This window comes from Pseudonocardia benzenivorans CB1190, from assembly GCF_000196675.2.
GTDB lineage: Bacteria > Actinomycetota > Actinomycetes > Mycobacteriales > Pseudonocardiaceae > Pseudonocardia > Pseudonocardia benzenivorans.
The window spans coordinates 785,169-806,081 of record NC_015312.1; the positions used below are offsets into that span (position 1 = coordinate 785,169).

The following is a 20,913-nucleotide window of genomic DNA, read 5'->3' on the forward strand; positions in this document are numbered from 1 at the left end:
ACGTGCGTCCTCCGGGGGATCGGTGGGCGACAGCCGATCCCCCGGAGCGGGCCGCACCGCGGTTCAGCCGACCGTCGCGAGAGCGCCGGGTGCGATCTCGACCCGGACGGGGGTGTGCGCCTCGACGGCGAGGACCTCTCCGTCGAGCTGCAGGGGGGTCGGCTTGTGGGTGACGAACCGGTAGGCGGTCGCCGTCGGTTGCGGGCCCAGTCCGCGGGTCGCCGCCCTTATCGCGACGCCGAGGACCTTCCATTTCGACACGTGCGGGAGCGCGATCACCTCGAACCGGCCGTCGTCGGGTCGCCCGGTCGCGCTGATCGTCGCGTACTTGGCCATCTGGGCGATGTTGGCGAAGAGGAGGCTGTCGAGGTTGCGGCGGGTGCCGTCGTCCAGGGTGACGGCGAACGGGCGGAACCGCGCGAACGTGCGCACCACCGAGACGATTTCCCGCAGTGAGTTCTTGCCCCCCTTCTCCAGGTCGATGGCGACGATCGGGGTGAGGCCGACGCCGATGTAGGAATGCGCGTAGCGGACGACGGTGCCGGGCCCCTCGCCGACGGTGAGGCGCGGCAGGTCGAGGTGCCGTACCTCGCCGGCGACGATGGCGTCGCCGAGGGCCTGCTCGCGGGTGGTCCGGCGGTGGTCGTTGGCGTTGCCCGCGGCCATGACCGCACAGACCGTTCCGGTGTCGCCCGCCTGCATGACGCCGTCGACGACCTCGTTGTAGCCGCCGTCCCCGCTCACCGAGACGATCAGGGAACGGGGCACGCGGGCCGCCTCCCCGGCCAGCTCGCGAGCATGGCCCGCGCGTTCGGTGGGGCGCAGGCGAACCGTCGTCCGCGGCAGGCGCCGGGTGAGCTCGGCGCCGAGTTCCGCCGCCAGCTCGGCGGCGGAACCCGTGCTGTGCGGGTTGAAGATCACGACGATGCGATCGAACCGGGGCCGGGTGGTCACGTCTGCCTCCCGCGGTGTCCCGTGTCGTCCTCCGCCTCGGGCAGGCACTCGCCGAGCCCCGGACTGCACGGTACGAGCCCGTCGGCGGAACGCAACACGGGGCAACCGGCCCGCAACGTCGAAAAAACGCATGTGAAATACGGATTCGGGAAGGTCATCGAGCCGGCGGCCGTGGCCGTGCACACCCGGGCACCGGCGAGTCCTCGTCCCACACCCCACCTGGAGAATCGATGACCATCGACTTCACGATGTCCGACGAGCAGAAGAAGCTGCAGTACGACGTGCGTGCGTTCGCCGAGAACGTGCTCAAGCCGATCGTCGCCGCAGCCGACGCGGAACCGGACCCGCTCAAGGGCTTCCAGATGACCAAGCCGGCCTACGTCGAGGCGTACAAGGCCGGGATCGCCATGTGCATGCTGCCGGCCGAGTACGGCGGCGGCGGCATCTCCTGCGTCGACCTGGTGATCGCCGCCGAGGAGATCTGCGTCGTCGACCCCGGGTTCGCCTGCACCGTGCTGTGCAACGGGCTCGGCCTGATGCCGGTGGCGTGGTACGGCTCGGAGGAGCAGAAGCAGAAGTTCCTGGGTGCCGCGACCTCGGACCCGACCGGCGAGTACCTCGGTGGCTGGACCGCGAGCGAACCGCCCGGCAACCCGTCCGGGACCGCGAACTTCGACATCCCGCTGCCGCGGCCGGCCGGGGTCGGCCTCACCGCCGAGCTCGATGGTGACCACTACGTCGTCAACGGCCGCAAGTACTGGCCGTCATCGGCGGGCTGGGACGAACGCGGGGTCAACGCGGGCACGTTGATCGTCCGGACCGACCCGAACGTCGGCGGCACCTCCGGTCTCTCGGCCCTGGTCCTGGAGCGGGACACCCCGGGCGTCACCTACCGGCACCTCGACAAGACGGGGCATCGGCTGGCGTCGAACGCGGAGATCGTCTTCGAGAACGCCAGGATCCCCGCGACGAACCTGCTCCCGGGTGCCGTCGGGAACGGCGATCTGGTGATCAACAGGAACTTCGCCTGGTCCGGGCCGGTCGCGGCGATCGCTGCGGTGGGCATGGCGCGGGCGGCCTACGAGATGGCGCTCGACTTCGCCAAGGGCAACACCGCCGGTGCGCTGAAGCCGATCATGGGCTTCCAGAACGTCGGGTACGTCCTCGGTGACGTCGCGGCGAAGATCGAGATGGGCCGCTACTTCTCCTGGCGGGCCGCGGACTACCTGGACAAGCACGACCAGCACGCGGAGCTGGTCGGGGCGATGAACAAGATCCAGGTCACCGAGCTGATGTTCGAGTGCGTGTACAAGTGCATGCAGATCGTCGGGGTGAACAGCCTGGAGACCAAGAACGGTTTCGGCAAGATCCTGCGTGAGGCCTCCGTCCTGCCCATCTACGACGGCGGGAACATGGGTATGCAGCGTCGCCGGGTGCACGGAATCCTCGCCGACCCGCTGTTCAACCCGCGGGCGATCATGGAGGACGACTACGTGGTGTTCGGGAAGCACCACGAGGAGATCGACACGATCGCCGGCTGAGCCGGGCGGCCCGGCCCGGCGCTGCTCCGCCGGGCCGGGCCGGTATCGGGTAGGTTCGGGCCGTCCCAAACGAGACGAGCCGAAGTTGAGACACACCAACCACGCCGACTACGCGCTGCGTGTCCTGCTCTACCTCCGGGTCGCGCCGGGTAGGCGGGGCTCGGTCGGCGACATCGCCACCGCGCACCACATCTCCCGTCACCATCTCGACAAGGTCGTCACCGGGCTGGCCGCGGCGGGGCTGGTGGAGACGGCCAGGGGCCGCGGCGGCGGGGTGCGCCTCGTCCGGGATCCGGCCTCGATCACGCTGGGCGAGATCATGCGGGCGATGGAGAACGACTACGCGGTGGTGGAGTGCCTGGGCCCGGCGCGGTTCTGCCGGGTGGCCGGGGTCTGCGGGGCGCGGAACGTCTTCTCGCGCGCACTGGACGCCTATTTCGCCGTGCTCGACGACGCCACGCTCGAGGAGATCGCCGACAACGACCTCGGTCTGCGCGGCGCGCTCGGTCTGAGCGGCGGCACCGGACACTGAACCGCTCGCGTTCCCGGACGGCCGTCGTGACGCCCCGGGGACCATCGTCTCGTGCCTGAAGGGGACATCGTGGCCGTCGACTTCGCGCTCACGGATCGGCAGCGTGCGCTCAAGCGCAATGCTCGTGAGTTCGCCCGTGAGGTGCTGCGGCCCGCCGCGGAGGCGGCCGACCGGATCGCCGATCCGCACGAGGCGTTCCGGGCCATGAAGCCGGTGTACGAGCAGGCCGCTGCGGCGGGCATGACCACCATGTTCCTGCCCGCGGAGTACGGCGGGGGCGGCGCGTCGAACGTCGACTTCCTGATCGCCATCGAGGAGCTCTGCGCGGTCGACCCGGGGTTCCCGACGATCCTGCTCGTGAACGGGCTGGCCCTCATGCCCGTGCTCTGGCACGGCACCGACGAGCAGCGGGAGAGGTGGCTCGGGTACGCGACCGGACCGCGCCGCAGCGACTTCCTGGCGGGCTGGGCCGTGAGCGAACGGGGTGGCACCGCGAACTTCGACCATCCGAGCCCGCGCGCCGGGATCCAGCTGCTCGCCGAGCTCGACGCGGCCACCGACGAGTACGTGCTCACCGGCGAGAAGCACTGGCCCTGCAACTCGGGGGGCTGGGACCTCGACGGGGCCGACATGAGCGTCTGCATCGTGCGGACGGACCGGTCCGGCGGCGGCACGGAGGCGCTGAGCGCGATCATCGTCGAGCGTGGCACCCCGGGCATCACCTACGAATCCATCGACAAGCTCGCGCACCGCACCTGTCAGAACGTGACGATGACGTTCCGCGGCGCCCGGGTCCCGGCCGCGAACCTCCTCTGCCCCGGCGACGGGGATTTGCTGATCAGTCGGAACTTCACGTGGTCGGGCCCCATCGCCGCGATCGCCTCGGTCGGCGTGGCGCGCGGGGCCTACGACTTCGCGCTCAAGTGGGCGAAGTCCTACACCGGCGGGGGAGCGGGGCCGATCATCGAGCACCAGGCCGTCGGGCACCTGCTCACCGACATCGCGGCCAGGATCGAGGCTGCCCGGTACTTCTGCTGGAAGGCCGCCCACTACCTCGACGCCCATCCCGACGGCGGCCACGCGATCGGCGCGATGAACAAGACCTTCTGCGGCGACCTCATGCAGAGGGTCGTCTTCGACTGCATGCGTCTGGTCGGCGTCAACGCCCTCGACACGCGGTTCCCGTTGGCGCGCCTCTACCGGGAGTCGGTCGTGTTCCCGCTCTACGACGCGGGCAACCTGGGGATGCAGCGCCGCCGGGCCTGGGGGGTCATGGCCGATCGCGGATTCAGCCCCGACACCTTCGTGGACGGGGACCCGCTGCCGTTCACGAAGGCGATGGAGGGCTACGGCGCCGGGGGCGTACCCGGCCTCCCCTGACCGTGAGCCGGCGGGCGGGCCGCCGCGACAGCGGGCGCGAGACGCGCCGCCGGAAGATCCGGTTCGGGTGCCGTCGGCCGTGGCGGCGGGCTCACTCGTGTGGTTCCGACGGGTGAGTGACCGGCGAGCCTCGTTTGCGTTATTGCGTCGCACCGCGGTCGGCGCGTACACCGGAATGCGTACTCCTGGGGCGGCCATCGGAAGATCCGCTTGCGGCAGCGTCGCCCGACCGTGGACGCGCGGGGCCGGTACGCACCGGGCCGGCTTCGGACGAACCAAAGGCGGTTCTCCATATGACCGACGGACAGCGGCTCGCAACACCACCCGGAACGGGCAACGGTTCGGTGCTGGACGCATGGGAGCGGTTCCAGCAGGGCGACGACCACATCCGTGGGGTCCGGCCCGAAGTGGTGGTGTCGTGGCTGCGCTGCCGGGAGAAGTACAAGGTCGACCCGCACCTCACCGAGGCGCCCGCGGCCCCCGCCGCCGGCGAGCACGCGCTGGAGCACGGTGTGGTCTTCACCGAGATGGGTGGGGTCGCGGCGTCCGCGACCCGCGAGGTGGAGGGCCTCAACGGCATCGTCACCGTCACCGACTGCACGGGCCGTGTCCTGGCCGTCTGGGGTGACCCGGCCACCCGGCTGCGCGCCGACGAGGCGAACCTGAAGCCGTGGCACTGCTGGTCGGAGTGCGCCGCGGGCACCAACGGCATGGGGACGGCACTGGAGACGCACGGCCCTGTGCTGGTCGGCGGGGCCGAACACTGGTGCGAGGCGTTCCACAACTGGGTGTGCGCCGGCGTCGCCGTGCGTGACGTCGTGACCCGCGAGCCGATCGCGGTCCTGAACGTCTCGTGCTGGCGCACCGCGCTGCCCCGGTCGACCGCGGGCTGGCTCGCCAACGCGGTCATGCGGGCCCAGAGCATCCTGAAACGCCGCGCCCGCGACAGCGGCGCGGAGCTCGTCGCCGCGTTCACGCAGGCCAAGGGGCAGTCGAGCAGCCCGCTGGCCGCGGTGGACACCGCCGGCAAGGTCGTGATCGCGAACGACCCGGCGAGCGTGCTGATGGGCGTGCCGGCATCGACGCCGGCGGTGGATCCGACGGTCCGCTGGAACTCCGGGCTACCCGACATCATCGGCGCCGCGCGATACGCCAGCGTGCACGCTGCGCACAACCCCGCCTGGGTCGGCTCCACCCAGGTCTTCACCCACCTCGCCGACGACCCGACGCCCGTCAGCATCCGGCCCGTCTTCCTGTCCGGGCACCTGGTCGGCAGCCTGATCGCGTTCGGGTCCTCGGACGGCGAGCGCCTCGCGCCCGGCGAGGGGGCCGCGCACCCCCGCATGCCGGTCCGGCGCCTGGTGGGCGTCCGGGACGACCGGATGGTGCTGCTGCGGTTGCCGGAGGTGTCCTTCGCCGAGTCCGACGGCAACGACGTCTGGCTGGCGACCGACGAGGGGCGGTTGCGCGCGGCCACGCCCGGCCTCGACAAGCTCGACGCCGAGCTCGCCGACTCGGGGTTCCTGCGGGTCCACCGCCGCTACGTCGTCAACGTGGACCGGATCCGCGAGATCGAGCGGGGGCCGCGGGGCGAGATGCTGCTGGTCATGGAGGGTCGGCAGCGGGAAGCGGTGCCCGTTTCGCGACGCAACTCCGCGGCCGTCCGCCGCGCGCTCGGAATCTGAGCGGAACCGGGTGCGAACGGTGTCGATCGGTCCGCGAACGGCGCGTTCCGGGGAACGGACGGTGAACTCGGCGGACCCCGATCGCGGCGGGCGTAGAGTCGTTCTCCCGGGACGGCCCGAACGGGTGCCGGCCCGGATTCGCGTGTGTGCGAGCGCGGGGCGGGCGCCGCCGTGGGCGTGACGATTCCGCCGCGCCGTCGTGACAGTTCTGGAGCGTCTCCGAAGGAATTCCGTGTCCGCCACCCATGACGTGTCCGCCACCTATGACGTCGTCCTCCGTACGCGGAACGCCGAGCGCGCCGCCCTCCCGCACCCGACGCGCGGCGGCGCCAACCGGGTCTGGTGGCCGCACCGGCTGGACCTGACGGTCCTCGCGCCCGACGCCGCCGACCCGTGGGCTGCGGGCTTCGACTACGGCGCCGCGTTCGAGACGCTCGATCTCGCCGCCGTGCGCCGCGACATCGAGCGGGTCCTCACGACCTCGCAGCCCTGGTGGCCCGCGGACTACGGCAGCTACGGCCCGCTCATGGTGCGCATGGCGTGGCACGCCGCCGGCACCTACCGCGTCCGCGACGGGCGCGGCGGTGCCCGCGGCGGCTACCAGCGCTTCGCGCCGCAGAACAGCTGGCCGGACAACAAGGGGCTGGACAAGGCGCGGCGACTGCTGTGGCCGGTGAAGAAGCGGTACGGCCGCGCGCTGTCGTGGGCCGACCTGATGATCTTCGCCGGTACCGTCGCGCTGGAGACCATGGGCGTGCCGACGCTGGGCTTCGGTGGTGGCCGCGAGGACGCGTGGGCGCCGGACGACTCGGTCGACTGGGGCCCGGAGCGCGCCTGGCTCGCCGACGAGCGGCACACCCGTGTCCGCGAGCTGGACGAGCCGCTCGCCGCCTCGGAGATGGGCCTGATCTACGTCAACCCCGAGGGCCCGCGCAGCGTCCCCGATCCGTGGCTCGCCGGGCGGGACATCCGGGAGACGTTCCGGCGCATGGGGTTCGACGACGAGGAGACGGTCGCCCTGATCGCGGGCGGGCACACGTTCGGCAAGACCCACGGTGCCGCGCACGACCGTCACCTCGGGCCGGAGCCCGAGGGCGCCCCGCTGGAGGAGCAGGGTCTGGGCTGGCGCAACGACCACGGCACCGGCGTCGGACCCGACGCGATCGTGAGCAGCCTGGAGGGCGTCTGGACGGCGCACCCGACCCGCTGGGACCACGGCTACCTGGAGACGCTCTACCGCTACGACTGGGACGCGGTGCTCAGCCCTGCCGGGCTCTGGCAGTGGGTCCCGTCCGGCGGGGCCGGTGCCGGCACGGTGCCCGATGCCCACGACCCGGCGGTCACCCATGTCCCCACGTTCCTCACGACGGACCTGGCGCTGCGCTACGACCCCGGGTACGAGCCGGTCTCGCGGCGCTTCCTCGAACGGCCCGACCTGTTCGCCGACGCCTTCGCCCACGCGTGGTTCAAGCTCACCCACCAGGACATGGGCCCGATCCAGTGCTATCGCGGGTCGCTGGTCCCCGCGGAGCCACAGCTGTGGCAGGACCGCGTCCCCGACGTCCACCACGAGCTGGTCGGGCCGGCGGAGGTCGCCGACCTGAAGCGGCGGCTCCTCGCCGCAGGGCTGTCCGTGGCGCAGCTCGTGACCACGGCATGGGCGTCGGCCTCGACGTTCCGGGTGAGCGACCGCCGCGGCGGCGCGAACGGTGCCCGGATCCGCCTGCGTCCGCAGCGCGACTGGGAGGTCAACGAGCCCGCCCGGCTCGCCGAGGTCCTGGACGCGCTCGAGCAGGTCCGGGCGGCGGCACCGCACCCGGTGTCGCTCGCCGACCTCGTCGTCCTGGGCGGGTGCGCGGCCGTCGAGCGGGCCGCGGCCGACGCGGGCCACGACCTGCAGGTCCCGTTCGTGCCGGGCCGCACCGACGCCACCCAGGAGCAGACCGACGTCGACTCGTTCGCGGCGCTGGAACCCGTCGCGGACGGTTTCCGCCAGTACCGGGGCCCGGGCTGCCGGCTGCCGGGCGAGCACGCGCTGGTCGAGCGCGCCGCCCTGCTGGGCCTCAGCGCACCGGAGACGGTGGTGCTCCTCGGGGGCCTGCGGGCGCTCGGGGTGACCGTCGGCGGGTCGCGGCGGGGGGTGCTCACCGCGACGCCCGGTGTGCTGACCACCGACTTCTTCGTGAACCTGCTCGACCCGGGCACGTCGTGGACCCCCGCGGGCGCCGACGCCTTCGACGGCCGCGATCGCGCCACCGGGGAGCTCCGGTGGACCGCGAGTCGCGTCGACCTCGCCGTCGGCTCGAACTCCGAACTGCGCGCGATCGCGGAGGTGTACGCCGCCGACGACGCCCATGGGCGGTTCGTCACGGATTTCGCGGCGGCCTGGGACAAGGTCATGACCCTCGACCGCTTCGACCTCCGATGACCCACGCGTGGCACGAGCGGTGCCCCTGCTCACACGAACGGTAGGCGGGTCAGGGTGAGCGGCGCGGCTCTTGTGAGCGGAAATCCGGCGGGCGTACGCTCCGAATACCGAATTCGCAAAGCATTGCCGCGAGGGGTCTCGAATTCAATCCCGCGGACCAAGAATGCTGTCGAGAAACGGATTCCAGGCTCAGGGAGGTGACGCCCGTGACCAGTGCTCAGGAGCGATCGGACCTGATGGGCAAACTCGGGCTGAACGTGCAGAACAGAGCGGCGATCGGGAGGCTGCTCAATTCGGGCAATGTCGGTGAGGCCAAGGAACACGGGGACGGCCGCATGACGGCCACGATCCGGATCAACCCGGACGAACTGACCTGGGACCCGCAGATCCTGGTCATGCCGCACGGCGGCGACATCGAGCTCGAGCTCATCAACGACGACCAGAACACCCACTGCGCGCTGCTGCCGAGCAACGGCGACCGCAAGTTCATCTGGCTGGTGAACCACTCGCGCGGCCGGGCGACCCTCAACCTCGACGGCCCCGGTTGCTACTGGTACAGCTCGCCGACCGGCAACGACGAGGGCCGCGGTCTGACCGGTGCCATCGTCGTGCTCGGCGACGTGCCGCCGGAAGCGCGCCTCGACCGACCCGACCAGCCGCGCCCATAGGAGGAGCACACGCCATGACCGTCGAGTACGTCGACGCCGGCGAGGCGATCGACCAGGGAGATCTCAGCGGCAACCACGGCACCGCGCCGCCGGTCGTCGAGGGCGTCACCTACGAGCGGATCCTCGAGGCCCGCTCCGAGCCGCAGAACTGGCTCACCTACTACGGCGCCTACAACGGGCAGCGGTTCAGCCCGCTCGACCAGATCAACACCGAGAACGTGAAGCGGATCGGGCCGGCCTGGGTCTTCCAGGCGGGGTCCAGCGGCATGATCGCGGGCGCCTCGACCTACGCGTTCGAGGCCGCCCCGCTCGTGGTCGACGGGGTCATGTTCGTCTCGGGCTGGGACGGCTGGGTCTGGGCGCTGAACGCGGCGACCGGCAACGAGATCTGGCGCTACAAGCACGCGACCCCGTACGACGTGTCGCTGTGCTGCGGCAACGTCAACCGCGGCGTCGCCGTCGCCAAGGGCAAGGTCTTCAGCGTCACGCCGAACGCACACCTCATCGCCCTCGATGCGACCACCGGGAAGAAGCTCTGGGACCGGACCTACGGCGACGTGCGGGCAGGGGAGAGCGCGACGTGCGCCCCGCTGATCGTGAAGAACCTCGTCATCGTGGGCAGCTCCGGCGGCGAGTTCGGCGTCCGCGGCCACCTCGACGCCTTCGACCTCGACAGCGGCGAGCACGCGTGGCGCTGCTACATGGTGCCCAAGCCCGGCGAGCCCGGCTCGGACACGTGGCCGTCCGAGGGACAGGCGTGGGCGCGCGGCGGCGGCAACTGCTGGCTCACCGGCACGTTCGACCCGGAGACCAACCTTCTCTACTGGGGCACCGGCAACCCGGCCCCGGACTTCGACGGCGAGGTGCGCGAGGGCGACAACCTCTACACCGACAGCATCGTCGCGATCGATGCCGACGCGGGTGAGATCCGCTGGCACTACCAGTGCACGCCGCACGACGTGTGGGACTACGACTCGATCTCCGAGTGCATCCTGTTCGAGCACGAGGGCCGCAAGCTGCTCGGGCACTTCGACAAGAACGGATACTTCTTCGTCGTCGACCGCACCAACGGCGAGCTGGTCCGGATCACGCCGTTCGTCGACCGGATCGACTGGGGCAACATCACCCGCGACGGCAAGGTCACACCGTCGCGCTATCCGGAGAAGGAGGGCGAGCCGGTCCACTTCTTCCCGGGTCCGGCCGGTGCCAAGGAGTGGACGCACGCGGCGTACAACCCGGAGACGGAGCTGTTCTACGTACCGGTGCAGGACGTCGGTGCCACCGCGACCCGGCGCCGCCGCGAGTTCAAGGAGAGCATCCCGTACTGGGGTGCCGGCGTGCAGGTCGACATCGAGGACATGACCGGCTACGTCAGCGCCTACGACGCGAACGGCGAGGAGAAGTGGCGCTGGCGCGCCAAGCTCCCGATGTGTGCGTCGGTGCTGACCACGGGCGGCGGCCTCGTCTTCGCCGGGGAGCCCAACGGCATGTTCAACGCCCTCGACGCCCGCACCGGCGAGCACCTGTGGCAGTTCCAGTGCGGCAGCGGCCACCACAGCAGCCCCGTCAGCTACAGCGTCGACGGCCGGCAGTTCGTCGCCGTCCCCGTCGGCTGGGGCGGTTGGGCCGAGGGCTTCCTGCCCGGGATGCTCGGCGCCGGCCACGGCAGCGCGCTGATGGTCTTCGCCCTGCCGCCGGAGTGACCACCCGCCCGCGATCGACAGACAGGAGGTGACCAGTGGAAACGACCGCTCGTAGCGAGTGGGAGGCACCCGAGTTCGACGAGATCGGCTGCGCTCCCGAGGTGACGATGTACGTCGCCCGCAAGGAGGACTGAGGGCGCGCGGGGCGCCGGCCGCACGGTCGGCGCCCCGCGTCCGTCGGACGGGGAGGTCCGCGATGTGGCTGCAGGTGCTCGGCTCGGCTGCGGGCGGCGGCTTCCCGCAGTGGAACTGCGGGTGCCCGGGCTGCCGCGCGGTCCGCGACGGCTCGCGACCCGCCCGCCCGCGGACGCAGTCCTGCGTGGCGGTGAGTGCCGACCGGCAGCGCTGGTTCCTGCTCAACGCATCGCCGGACGTCCGCAGCCAGGTCGAGGCGTTCCCGCCCCTGCAACCGCGCGCCGGCCGGGCCACTCCGCTGGGCGCGGTCCTGCTCACCGACGGGGAGCTCGACCACACGTTGGGTTTGCTCCTGCTGCGGGAGGCCGAGCGCCTGGAGGTGCACGCCACCGAGGCCGTCGCCGCGACCCTGCGCGACGGCAGCGGCGTGCTCGCGACGCTGGAGCGTTACTGCGACGTGGACCTCCGGACGGTCGTACCCGGCGTCGACGTGCCGCTCGCCGACGGCCTGACCTACCGCGCCTTCGACGTCCCGACCACCAAGCGGGCGCGCTTCGGCGGCGGTCCGCTGGAGGGCCGGGTCGTCGGCTACCGGCTGACCGACGGGCGCAGCGGCCGGGCGGCCGTCCACCTGCCGGGCATGCAGCGGCTCACCCCCCAGGTGCGCGCGGAGATCGACGGCTGCGCGTGCCTGTTCCTCGACGGCACCTGCTGGGACGACGACGAGCTGATCCGCCTCGGGCTCGCGGCGAAGACGTCGCAGGAGATGGGGCACCTGGCGATCGGCGGTCCCGGCGGGAGCCTGGAGCAGCTGGCCGGGTTGGACGTCGAGCGCACGATCTACATCCACATGAACAACACCAACCCCGTCCTGCTCGAGGACTCCGCGCAGCGACGGACGCTCACCGACCGCGGCCTGGACGTGGCCGAGGACGGTCTCGAAGTGAAGGTGTAGGGGGCCCATGACCACGTCGTTGCAGACGTCGCACACCGAGGCGTTCGTCGAGGCGCTGCGCGCGCAGTCGCGTGCCTACCACGACCAGCACCCGTTCCACGTGCGGATGAACGCAGGACTGCTGAGCCGCAACCAGCTGCAGGGCTGGGTGGCCAACCGCTTCTGCTACCAGCTGGCCATCCCGCGCAAGGATGCCGCGATCCTCGCCAACTGCCCGGACGTCGCGGTGCGCAGGCGCTGGATCCGGCGCATCGTCGATCACGACGGCACGGGGCCCGGGGAGGGCGGCATCGAGGCCTGGCTGCGGCTGGGCGAGGCCGTCGGGCTCTCGCGCGAGGACATGCTCGCCGAGACCCTCATCGTGCCGAGCGTGCGGTTCGCCGTCGACGCGTACGTGACCTTCGCGCGCACCCGCCCGTGGGTGGACGCGGTCGCCTCGTCGCTGACCGAGCTGTTCGCCCCCGACCTCATGGCCGAGCGGCTCGCCGCGTTCGAGCGCCACTACCCTTGGATCGACCGCGACGGCCTCGCCTACTTCCGTGCCCGCCTGTACCAGGCGCCGCGCGACTCCGAGCACGCGCTGGAGGTCGTCACCGAGCACTGCCGCACGCCGGAGGACCAGCAGCGCGCCGTGGCCGCACTGGCGTTCAAGTGCGACGTGCTCTGGAGCATCCTGGACGGCATCGACCGGGCGTACCCGGAGTGACCGCCGTGGACGGCGGGGAGGTCGTCGAGGACGTCCGCAGGCCGCGGCTCGCCCCGCACGTCCGGCTGAGGTTCGACGCCGTCCGTGGCCGGCACGTCCTGCTCAGCCCCGAGACCGTCGCGGTGCTCAACGCGACCAGCGCGGACATCCTGCTGCTGTGCGACGGGCGGACCGTCGCCGAGATCGTCGCGGAGCTGCGGGCGCGGTACGACCACGTCGAGGAGGCGGACGTGCGCGAGTTCCTGCGGCAGATGGCCGAGCGACGCTGCGTGGAGGTGCGATGAACCGGCCGTTCGGACTGCTCGCCGAGCTGACCTACCGCTGCCCGCTGTCGTGTGCCTACTGCTCGAACCCGGTCACCCTGGCCGAGTACGGCGACGAGCTGACGACGGCCGAGTGGTGCCGCGTGTTCGAGCAGGCCCAGGAGCTGGGTGTGCTGCAGCTGCACCTGTCGGGCGGGGAGCCCCTGCTGCGCCGCGACGTCGTCGAGCTGGCGGCCACCGCCCGCGAGCTGGGGATGTACTCGAACCTCGTGACGAGCGCGCTCGGACTCGACCGTCGCCGTGCCGAGCGGCTGCGCGCAGCGGGCCTCGATCACGTGCAGGTCAGCGTGCAGGCGGACGAGCAGGAGATGTCGGACCGGATCGCCGGCACGCGCTCGTTCGACCGCAAGATCGAGGCGTGCCGGCTCGTGAAGGAGCTGGGCTGGCCGCTCACGCTCAACGTCGTGCTGCACCGACAGAACATCCACCGGGTCGGCGACCTGCTGGCGCTGGCCGAGGAGCTGGACGCCGACCGGATCGAGCTGGCCAACACCCAGTACTACGGGTGGGCCTGGCGCAACCGCGACGCGCTGCTGCCCAGCCGGGCGCAGCTCGCCGAGGCCGAGCCGGTCGTCAGCGCGGCCCGGGCGCGGCTGGCCGGCCGCATGGAGGTCGTGTACGTGCTGCCCGACTACTACAGCCGCTACCCGAAGCCGTGCATGGGCGGCTGGGCCGAACGCCAGCTCACGGTGGCGCCCAACGGCGACGTGCTGCCCTGCCCGGCAGCGCAGTCGCTGCCCCTGCCGCGCGCGAGCGTGCGCGAGGACCCGCTCGAACGGATCTGGACGAGCTCGCCGCTGTTCGAGAGCTACCGGGGCACGGACTGGATGCCCGACCCGTGCCGCGGCTGTGACCGGCGGGAGATCGACTTCGGCGGTTGCCGGTGTCAGGCGTTCCAGCTCACGGGCGACGCGGGGCGCACGGATCCCGTCTGCCACCTCTCACCCGACCACCACCTCGTCGACGAGGCGGTGCGGGTCGCGAACGGGGAGCCGGTGGAGCTGGAGCTCGTGCCGCGGCCGCACCGGGCGGGCGCGTCGTGACCGAGATCAACGCCGACTCGGCGATCAGCATCGCCGTCCTCGCCTTCTTCCTCAGCCTGGACAACTTCCGGTCCGCGATCGCGATCGGGACCGTCCCGTTCGGGATCCGGCGGGCGGTGCAGATCGCACTCGTCTTCGGGCTCTGGGACTTCGTCGCGCCCCTGGTGGGCGGCGAGTTGGGCCACCTCGTCGGCGACGCGATCGGCGACGTCTCCGAGTACGTCGGCCCGGTCGTCCTCGGCGTCTACGGGCTGTACCTGCTCATCGGGGCGCTGCGGAAACCCGAGCCGGAGGAGGTGGACCATCCCTGGGTGACGCTGCTGGGCATGCCGCTCGCGCTGAGCGTCGACAACCTGCTGGCCGGTACGGGTCTGGGTCTGCTCGGCGTCGCGCCCGTCGTCCCGGCGCTGGTGTTCGGCCTCGCCACCGTCGTGATGTCGCTGGCGGGACTGTTCATCGGGCGGCTGGTCGCCCGTGCCATCCCGATCCGCGCGGACCTGCTCTCCGGCATCTCGCTCGTCACCGCCGCCGTGGTGCTGCCGCTCGTGTTCTCTTCCTGACGCGCCTGCCCGCATCGTCAGACTCCCGCGGCAGGTGGGGGGTGCCGCGGGGAATCCTGCCGGTCTCGCTGCAGCGCCAGGGTGGGGCAGGCGTCGATCGCCGCCTGGGCGAGTCGCAGCAGCGAGTGCGGAAGCGGGTCGCTCGTCCGCCCGTTCGCGAGTATCGGGTATCCCCACTCGTCCAGCGTGATCACCTCGGGCAGCAGCTGGGCGCAGAGCGCGTGCCCGTCGCAGGCGACGAAGTCGACGCGTAGACGTACGTCCGACACCCGGCGGCGATCGCTCATCGGGCACGGCCCGGCAGGGGGAAGAGTGCCGGTGCGGCCGCACCCGCGCACGGCAGGCCCCGCAGGTGATCGTGCAGGTCGTGCCGAAAGACCCGGAGGGCGCTGCGCACCAGCCGGACGGAGCCGTCCGGATGTGCACAGGCGCCACGGCCGTCGACGGTCCCCAGCCGGCGCTGGAGGCGGGCGTGCGCGTCGGGGGCGCCGGGAGAGCCGTGCACGATCGCCCGCAGGTCCTGGGCGATCGCCGGCAGGCCGAACCGGCACGGTCCGCACTGCCCGGCGGACTCGGCGGCGAGATGGTCGAGCAGGTGGGCGGTCTGACCCAGCCCGCACACGCGGGTGGGCAGCGCGAGCAGCGTCGGGACGCCGAGTGCCGATCCCGCGGACCGCATCGCCTCGTGGGTGAGCGGGGTGGCGAGCGCGTCGATCCCGAGCCACGCGCCGCCGTAGCCGCCGGACAGGATCGCCTGCACGGGCTCGGCCGGACCGCCGGCGAGTTCGAGGACCGCCTGCACGGTCGTGCCGCCGGGAACCTCGTCGACGCCGGGGTCACGGAGTGCGCCACCGGTGGTGACGAGCAGCGTGCCGGGCAGGTCGGACGTCCCGGCGCGGCGGAACCAGTCCGGTCCGTGGTGGGCGATCAGCGCGAGGTGGGCGAGTGTCTCGACGTTGTCGACCAGCGTCGGACGGCCGGCGACGCCGCGCTCGGCGGGTCGCGGCGGCGTGGTCGTCGGCAGCGCGGGCCGGCCCGAGAGGTACCCGACCAGCGCGGACTCCTCGCTCGCGACGTAGCGGCGGGGGACGGTGACCACCCGCGCGGGGACCCGGTCGTCGCGGGTGGCCACCGCGGCCCGCAGATCCCCGAGGCCCGGCTCGCCGGTGTGCACGCAGAGGATGGCGTCGTCGGCTCCGAGGGCGTCCGCGGCGGCGGCGAGCCCGTCGAGCACGAGGTGCGGGGAGTGGTGGAGCAGGACGGCGTCCTTGCGCGAGGCGGGCTCGCCCTCGCACCCGTTGGCGACGACGACCGGGACGCGCCGGCGTGCGCGCACACCCCGCGCGGCGACGGCGCGCAGCTTCACTGCGGTCGGGAACCCCGCCCCGCCGCGCCCTCGCAGCCCGGCCACCTCGACGAGGTCGGCGAGCCCGGCAACGTCGAGCACCGGCAGGGACCCGTGGCGGCGCCGGTGCGCCGCCAGGTCGTCGCGGTCGCCGTCGGCGTACCACGAGGCCAGGAGCCGGTGGGCGTGCGACAGGTCCTGGGCGGTCGTCATCGTGTGGGCTCCCGGGAGTCGTCGGACCAGATCAGCGCCCGCCAGAGCAGCCCGGCGGTGGCCGCCGCGACGCAACCGAGGGTGAGGACGAGGACCCAGCCGGTGGTCGAGTCGGCTCCCCCGATGCCGAGCCCGTGCGCGACGGCGAGCGGCCAGCACGCGTACGCGGTCATGTGGACCGCCTTCCACGCGCGCAGGCCCAGCCGGGCGCGCAGCAGGCTCGTGACGACCAGCGCGGCGAGGAGGTCGAAGGCCACCGCGCCCAGCCCGAGCCAGAACGGCTCGTATGCGGAGGTGAAGGGGAGCACGACGTCGAGCCACCGGATCGGGACGTAGCCGTCGAGTACCGCGGTGGCCACGTGCACCGCGAGGAACACGATCGCGAGCAGCGAGACGTTGCGGTGCAGGCGGCCCAGCGCGAACCGGGGCCAGCGTGTCGTGGCCGCGCGGGCGACCCCGGAGATGCCGAGCAGCAGCGTCGTGGTGAGCAGCACGAGCACGACGAGGCCCGCAGCACGGCTCGCGTACCAGGTCCACATCAGCGTGCGTCGAGATCGGCCGGCCAGCCGCCCAGTACCACGAGCTGCCCGTCGTCGGCGACGAGCCGCGCGGGCAGGTTCGCCTGCGACAACCAGTGGCAACCCTCGTGCCCCGCCACGATCGCCGCGGTGGCCGCGGTGTTCGCCTCCAGGCACGTCCTGGCGGCGACGCTGACGGTCCGCCAACCGCCCGCGGTCGGAAGGCCCGTCCGTGGGTCGACGATGTGGTGACAGCGGAGGTCGCCGCGCCGCCAGCGTCGGCGGGTCGTCCCCGACGTCGCCAGCCCGCCGGAGGCGATCGCGACCACAGGCCCCGGACCGCGCGCGGCGTGGTCCTCGCCGATCCGGATCCGCCACCCGGTCGCCGGGGGCGGCCCGGCGACGGCCACGTCTCCGCCCAGGCTCACCAGCACTCCGCAGCCGGTGCGGTCCGCGATCGCCGCCGCGGACCGGTCGGCGGCGAGTGCCTTCGCCGTCGAGCCGAGGTCGATGCCGGTCCCGCGGGGGACCAGCACGGTCCGGTCGGTGACGTTCCAGCCGACCCGCCACCAACCCGGTGCGGGCACCGGGGCGGCGGCGGTGTCGGAGTCGGCCACGTCGGCGATGTCGCGGTCGTAGCCGAGGGCATCCATGCAGGTCCCGACCGTCGGATCCAGCAGGCCGTCGGTGAGCGACGCGGCCCGTAGCGCCGCGTCGAGGTGCAGGGCGAGGGTGTCGCCGACGGGGACCGCCGTCCCGGCCCGCCGCTCGACCCCGCGGATCTCGGAGTCGACCCGGAACCGGGAGCAGGACCGGTCGAGCTCGTCGAGCTCCGCGCGCAGCATCGCGACCGCCGTGCGGAGTGCGGCCCCGTCGGTCACGACGACCGTGGCGGTCGTGCCGATCGCGGGGAAGGACTCCGAGACCTCCGGCCCGACGACGGTGGCGGTCACGACGCACCCGACGAGACGTGATGTCCGCCCTGCGGCGCGACGGGGACCACCGGCGTCGCCGGCGCCTGCAGTCCCTGTCGGCCCGACGAGTGGTGCGACCGGTTCGGGACGGCGGGGTTCGTGCCCGGCGGGTCCGCCGCGGCCGGGCCGCCCTCGCCTGGGCCACCGTCATCGTCCGGGACCTGCCCGGTCAGAGCGGGCGGGGCAGTGGTCGCGGTGTCGGTGGTGGCCGCGGCCGGGGCCTGCGAGAACACGACCGCTGCCAGCGCCGTCGCCGCGATGCCGCCGACCGCGATCCAGCCGGTCGCGGTGGAAGCCCGTTGCAGGGCGCGGTCGCGGGCGGCGGCGCGTCCCCGTTGCGAATCCGTCACGGCACCCACTCAACCCCCGCGTTCTTGGAGATTCCTGGGGAGTGGGACACCCACGTGGAGCAGCGCGGACAAATCGTCCCGCGGCGGGTGGTGTCGGGGCACGGCGTTGCGCCGTTCGTCATGATGGCGTCCATGAACGCGCCGTCCGGATCCGCCGTCCCGGGGTCCGCGCACCCCGGGGCACCCGTGACCGCGCGACCGCGGGTGCTGCTCGTGGAGGACGAGGGTGAGCTGGCCGCGATGCTGGCCGGGTTGTTCCGCGAGGAGGGCTACCTCGTCGACGTCGCCGCCGACGGGCACACCGGACTGCACTACGGGCTGACCCGCAGCTACGACGTCGCGGTGCTCGACCGGGGACTGCCCGCCCTCGAGGGGCTCGACCTGCTGGGCCGGCTGCGGCGCAGCGGGGTGACGACGCCGGTGCTCGTCCTCTCGGCCCTGGGCAATCCGGCCGACCGGGTCGCGGGGCTGGACGCGGGCGCCGAGGACTACCTCACGAAACCCTTCGACATCGACGAGCTGCTGGCCCGCCTGCGCGCGCTGCGCCGTCGGCATCTCGACGCGGCACGGGTGCTCCCGATCGGCGAGGCCCGGCTCGACCTGGACGCGCGCGACGTCGTCGTCGGTGGGAGCCGGGTCGCGCTGTCGGAACGCGAGTGCGCCCTGCTCGCGACGCTGGCCTCGCGGCCGCGTCAGGTGTTCGGTCGCGACGACCTGCTCGCGCTGGCGTTCCCCGAGGCCGAGAACCCCGTCGTCGTCGACACCTACGTGCACTACCTGCGGCGCAAGCTCGGGCGCGGCGTCGTCGAGACGGTGCGCGGGCGCGGCTACCGGGTCGGCGTCCCGGCCGCTCCCGGCGTCGACGGACCGGTGGGATGAGGCCCCGGCCGGCGGGGGAGGCCCTGCTGGCGCGACGGGCCGCGGTCCGGCTCGGCGTGCAGGCCGCCGTCATCGCCGGGCTGATCGTCGTCGCGCTGACGGCGGTCGCGGTCGTCGTGCTGCTCGGTGCGCAACGCGCGCAGGTCGCCACCCAGCTGCAGCGGGCGATCGTCAGGGCCGACGACGTCGCCGACCCGCCCGACGGGATGTACCTCGTCCTGCGCGACCGGACCGGAGCGGTCACCGTCACCCCGGGCCTGCACGCCGGCGTCGCCGATCTCGGAGCCGTCGCCGACGCGGCCGCGGGCGGCTCCCCGCCGACCGTCGAACGCAGCGTCGACCACGTCCAGTACGAGGTCGCCACCGAGCTGCGCAGCGACGGGACCACCGTGCAGGCGATCCTCGACCTGACCGTCAACCACGCCGAGCGGAACCGGCTGCTCGCCACCATGTTCGCGACCGGCCTCGCGGGCCTGCTCGTGGCGGGCGCGGCGGGGACCTGGCTGGGCCACCGGGCACTCGCGCCGTTGTCGGCCGCGCTGTCGTTGCAGCGGCGGTTCGTCGCCGACGCCGGCCACGAGCTCCGCACGCCGCTGACCTTGCTGGGCACCCGGGCGCAGCTGCTGCGCCGGCGGCTGCGTCGCGATCCCGGCGCCGACCCCGAGGTGGTCGCCGAGGTCGAAGGGGTCGTGACCGACGCCGGCCGGCTGACCGCGATCCTCGAGGACCTGCTGCTCGCCGCCGACCCGGTCGGCGCCCGGCCCCGCGAGGTCGTCGACCTGACCGACCTGTGCCGCGACGTGGTGGCCGCCGCCGAGGCCGACGCCACCGACCGTGGGATCGATCTCGGACTCGACGTGGGTGACCCCGTGCACACGACGGGGTCGGCCGCCGCACTCCGCCGCGCGCTCACCGCGCTCGCGGACAACGCGGTGCGCCACGCCGCGCGGGTCGTGACCATGACCGTCCGGGTCGAGGGGCACACCGCGGTCGTCGACGTCACCGACGACGGCGAGGGCGTCGACCCGGCTCTGGCGCCGCGGCTCTTCGACCGGTTCGCGACGACGTCGCGGCCCGGCGAGGCCGGCAGGCGCCGCTACGGCCTCGGGCTGGCCCTGGTCGCCGAGATCGCGGCGGCGCACGACGGGCGCGTCGCGCTCGTCGACACCGCGGGCCGGGGCGCGACGTTCCGGCTCACCCTGCCCGTGGCTCCAAGGAACCTCTGAGAATTCGCCGCCACGATCGACGTCGTCTCGTGACCGCCGTTGTGGAAGGCCGCGCCGTTGCCCACGTTCATGTTCGGACTCCCCCTGCATCCGCTGGTGGTGCACGCGGTGGTGGTGCTGGTGCCGGCCGCCGTCATCGGCTCGGTGCTCGTCGCGGCGTGGCCCCGGATCCGGCCGCGGTGGGGGTGGCCGGTGGTCGCCCTGACGGCCCTCGCGACGCTGGCGATCCCGGTCGCCACCAGCACCGGGGAGGGCCTCGAGCACAACCTCCCGCGCACGGCGGCGATGGAGACCCACACGCAGCTCGGTGACGAGCTGCTGGTCTTCGTCGCCCCGCTGCTGCTGTTCGTCGCGGGGCTCGTCCTGCTCGACCACCTGCGCCGCCGGACGACGGACCGCGACACCGCGACCGCCCGGCACGCCGGACCGGGCACGATGGCCGCGCCCCGCATCCGCGACGGGCAGGCGCGCGTCGGGGTCGTCGTCCTCGCGGTGCTCGTCGTCGTGTTCGCGGTGGTGTCGGCCGTGCAGGTCGTGCGCATCGGCGACAGCGGTGCGCGCGCGGCCTGGGGCGGCGTGCAGTACGCGCCCCAGCCGCGGCACCTCGATCGACCGGCCGGCTGACCCGGTCGCGGAGCCGTCGGCCGGGCTCCGGCGCCACGCTGCCGCGCTCGCCCGGGCACGCCCTGACCCCGGGCGCAACCCCACTGCTCCGGATCGGGCCGGCGCCGACCGTGGGGTTGCGCCCGGCTCCGACGTCCGCGGCGAGCCGCGTGGAGCAGACGAGGCCGTGGC

Annotated in this window: 22 protein-coding genes; 16 read left to right on the top strand and 6 right to left on the bottom strand. The window is 73.0% G+C overall.

From position 1 onward, the window contains the following. Nucleotides 1–63 precede the first annotated feature (63 nt). Nucleotides 64–954 (bottom strand): diacylglycerol/lipid kinase family protein, encoded by an 891-nt coding sequence (locus PSED_RS03745; protein WP_013672930.1) that lies wholly within the window; start codon nt 952–954, stop codon nt 64–66. Nucleotides 955–1,184: 230 nt separating this feature from the next. On the opposite strand from PSED_RS03745, the gene PSED_RS03750 reads away from it, so the two are divergent. The 13 genes from PSED_RS03750 (at nt 1,185) to PSED_RS03810 (ending at nt 14,613) form a co-directional block, all read left to right on the top strand. Further along, complete coding sequence (locus PSED_RS03750) at nt 1,185–2,495, top strand: acyl-CoA dehydrogenase family protein (RefSeq protein ID WP_013672931.1); 1,311 nt, start codon at nt 1,185–1,187, stop codon at nt 2,493–2,495. Between the two features lie 85 nt (nt 2,496–2,580). After that, nucleotides 2,581–3,027, top strand: coding sequence for an RrF2 family transcriptional regulator (locus PSED_RS03755; protein WP_013672932.1), 447 nt, complete (start codon nt 2,581–2,583; stop codon nt 3,025–3,027). A 51-nt stretch (nt 3,028–3,078) separates the two neighbouring features. Then, on the top strand, nt 3,079–4,407 hold the full coding sequence (locus tag PSED_RS03760; protein ID WP_013672933.1) for an acyl-CoA dehydrogenase family protein: 1,329 nt from the start codon (nt 3,079–3,081) through the stop codon (nt 4,405–4,407). 293 nt (nt 4,408–4,700) lie between these two features. Next, a complete protein-coding gene (locus PSED_RS03765; RefSeq protein WP_013672934.1) occupies nt 4,701–6,092 on the top strand; it encodes a DNA-binding protein in 1,392 nt (463 codons plus the stop codon). Between the two features lie 232 nt (nt 6,093–6,324). Beyond that, a complete protein-coding gene (gene katG, locus PSED_RS03770) occupies nt 6,325–8,520 on the top strand; it encodes a catalase/peroxidase HPI (protein WP_013672935.1) in 2,196 nt (731 codons plus the stop codon). 206 nt (nt 8,521–8,726) lie between these two features. Further along, entirely contained in the window at nt 8,727–9,188 is a 462-nt protein-coding gene (locus PSED_RS03775) for an MSMEG_3727 family PQQ-associated protein (protein ID WP_013672936.1), read from the top strand. 14 nt (nt 9,189–9,202) lie between these two features. Continuing rightward, entirely contained in the window at nt 9,203–10,891 is a 1,689-nt protein-coding gene (locus PSED_RS03780; protein WP_013672937.1) for a methanol/ethanol family PQQ-dependent dehydrogenase, read from the top strand. Nucleotides 10,892–10,926: 35 nt separating this feature from the next. After that, nucleotides 10,927–11,025: a pyrroloquinoline quinone precursor peptide PqqA gene (pqqA, locus tag PSED_RS03785; protein WP_013672938.1), complete on the top strand. Its 99-nt coding sequence runs from the start codon at nt 10,927–10,929 to the stop codon at nt 11,023–11,025. 62 nt (nt 11,026–11,087) lie between these two features. Further along, on the top strand, nt 11,088–11,981 hold the full coding sequence (gene pqqB / locus PSED_RS03790) for a pyrroloquinoline quinone biosynthesis protein PqqB (protein ID WP_013672939.1): 894 nt from the start codon (nt 11,088–11,090) through the stop codon (nt 11,979–11,981). Nucleotides 11,982–11,988: 7 nt separating this feature from the next. Beyond that, nucleotides 11,989–12,687, top strand: a complete 699-nt coding sequence (pqqC, locus tag PSED_RS03795) for a pyrroloquinoline-quinone synthase PqqC (protein WP_013672940.1) — start codon at nt 11,989–11,991, stop codon at nt 12,685–12,687. Further along, nucleotides 12,684–12,971, top strand: a complete 288-nt coding sequence (pqqD, locus tag PSED_RS03800) for a pyrroloquinoline quinone biosynthesis peptide chaperone PqqD (protein ID WP_143770347.1) — start codon at nt 12,684–12,686, stop codon at nt 12,969–12,971. The genes pqqC and pqqD overlap by 4 nt, the downstream gene beginning before the upstream one ends. Further along, the gene (pqqE, locus tag PSED_RS03805; protein WP_013672942.1) at nt 12,968–14,053 is read left to right on the top strand and encodes a pyrroloquinoline quinone biosynthesis protein PqqE; all 1,086 of its coding nucleotides are present in this window, start codon (nt 12,968–12,970) and stop codon (nt 14,051–14,053) included. The genes pqqD and pqqE overlap by 4 nt, the downstream gene beginning before the upstream one ends. Further along, nucleotides 14,050–14,613: a manganese efflux pump MntP gene (locus tag PSED_RS03810; RefSeq protein ID WP_013672943.1), complete on the top strand. Its 564-nt coding sequence runs from the start codon at nt 14,050–14,052 to the stop codon at nt 14,611–14,613. The genes pqqE and PSED_RS03810 overlap by 4 nt, the downstream gene beginning before the upstream one ends. A gap of 17 nt (nt 14,614–14,630) precedes the next feature. Here PSED_RS03810 and PSED_RS03815 read toward each other — a convergent pair whose 3' ends face one another. The 5 genes from PSED_RS03815 to PSED_RS03835 are packed head-to-tail and all read right to left on the bottom strand — an operon-like array spanning nt 14,631 to nt 18,013. After that, nucleotides 14,631–14,882: a ferredoxin gene (locus PSED_RS03815; RefSeq protein WP_233899288.1), complete on the bottom strand. Its 252-nt coding sequence runs from the start codon at nt 14,880–14,882 to the stop codon at nt 14,631–14,633. Between the two features lie 14 nt (nt 14,883–14,896). After that, nucleotides 14,897–16,171 (bottom strand): NADH-ubiquinone oxidoreductase-F iron-sulfur binding region domain-containing protein, encoded by a 1,275-nt coding sequence (locus PSED_RS03820; RefSeq protein ID WP_013672945.1) that lies wholly within the window; start codon nt 16,169–16,171, stop codon nt 14,897–14,899. Then, on the bottom strand, nt 16,168–16,710 hold the full coding sequence (locus PSED_RS03825; protein ID WP_013672946.1) for a ferric reductase-like transmembrane domain-containing protein: 543 nt from the start codon (nt 16,708–16,710) through the stop codon (nt 16,168–16,170). Before PSED_RS03825 ends, PSED_RS03820 begins: the two co-directional genes overlap by 4 nt. Further along, a complete protein-coding gene (locus PSED_RS03830; RefSeq protein WP_013672947.1) occupies nt 16,710–17,642 on the bottom strand; it encodes an FAD:protein FMN transferase in 933 nt (310 codons plus the stop codon). The genes PSED_RS03825 and PSED_RS03830 overlap by 1 nt, the downstream gene beginning before the upstream one ends. Next, complete coding sequence (locus PSED_RS03835) at nt 17,639–18,013, bottom strand: hypothetical protein (RefSeq protein WP_158511288.1); 375 nt, start codon at nt 18,011–18,013, stop codon at nt 17,639–17,641. The genes PSED_RS03830 and PSED_RS03835 overlap by 4 nt, the downstream gene beginning before the upstream one ends. A gap of 204 nt (nt 18,014–18,217) precedes the next feature. Here PSED_RS03835 and PSED_RS03840 point away from each other — a divergent pair, with 204 nt between their 5' ends. The 3 genes from PSED_RS03840 to PSED_RS03850 all read left to right on the top strand — a co-directional run bounded on the left by PSED_RS03840 (nt 18,218) and on the right by PSED_RS03850 (nt 20,742). After that, entirely contained in the window at nt 18,218–18,892 is a 675-nt protein-coding gene (locus PSED_RS03840) for a response regulator transcription factor (RefSeq protein WP_233899420.1), read from the top strand. After that, nucleotides 18,889–20,118, top strand: a complete 1,230-nt coding sequence (locus tag PSED_RS03845; protein WP_013672950.1) for a sensor histidine kinase — start codon at nt 18,889–18,891, stop codon at nt 20,116–20,118. Before PSED_RS03840 ends, PSED_RS03845 begins: the two co-directional genes overlap by 4 nt. 69 nt (nt 20,119–20,187) lie before the next feature. Beyond that, nucleotides 20,188–20,742 (top strand): DUF2231 domain-containing protein, encoded by a 555-nt coding sequence (locus PSED_RS03850; protein ID WP_013672951.1) that lies wholly within the window; start codon nt 20,188–20,190, stop codon nt 20,740–20,742. Nucleotides 20,743–20,913 lie beyond the last annotated feature (171 nt).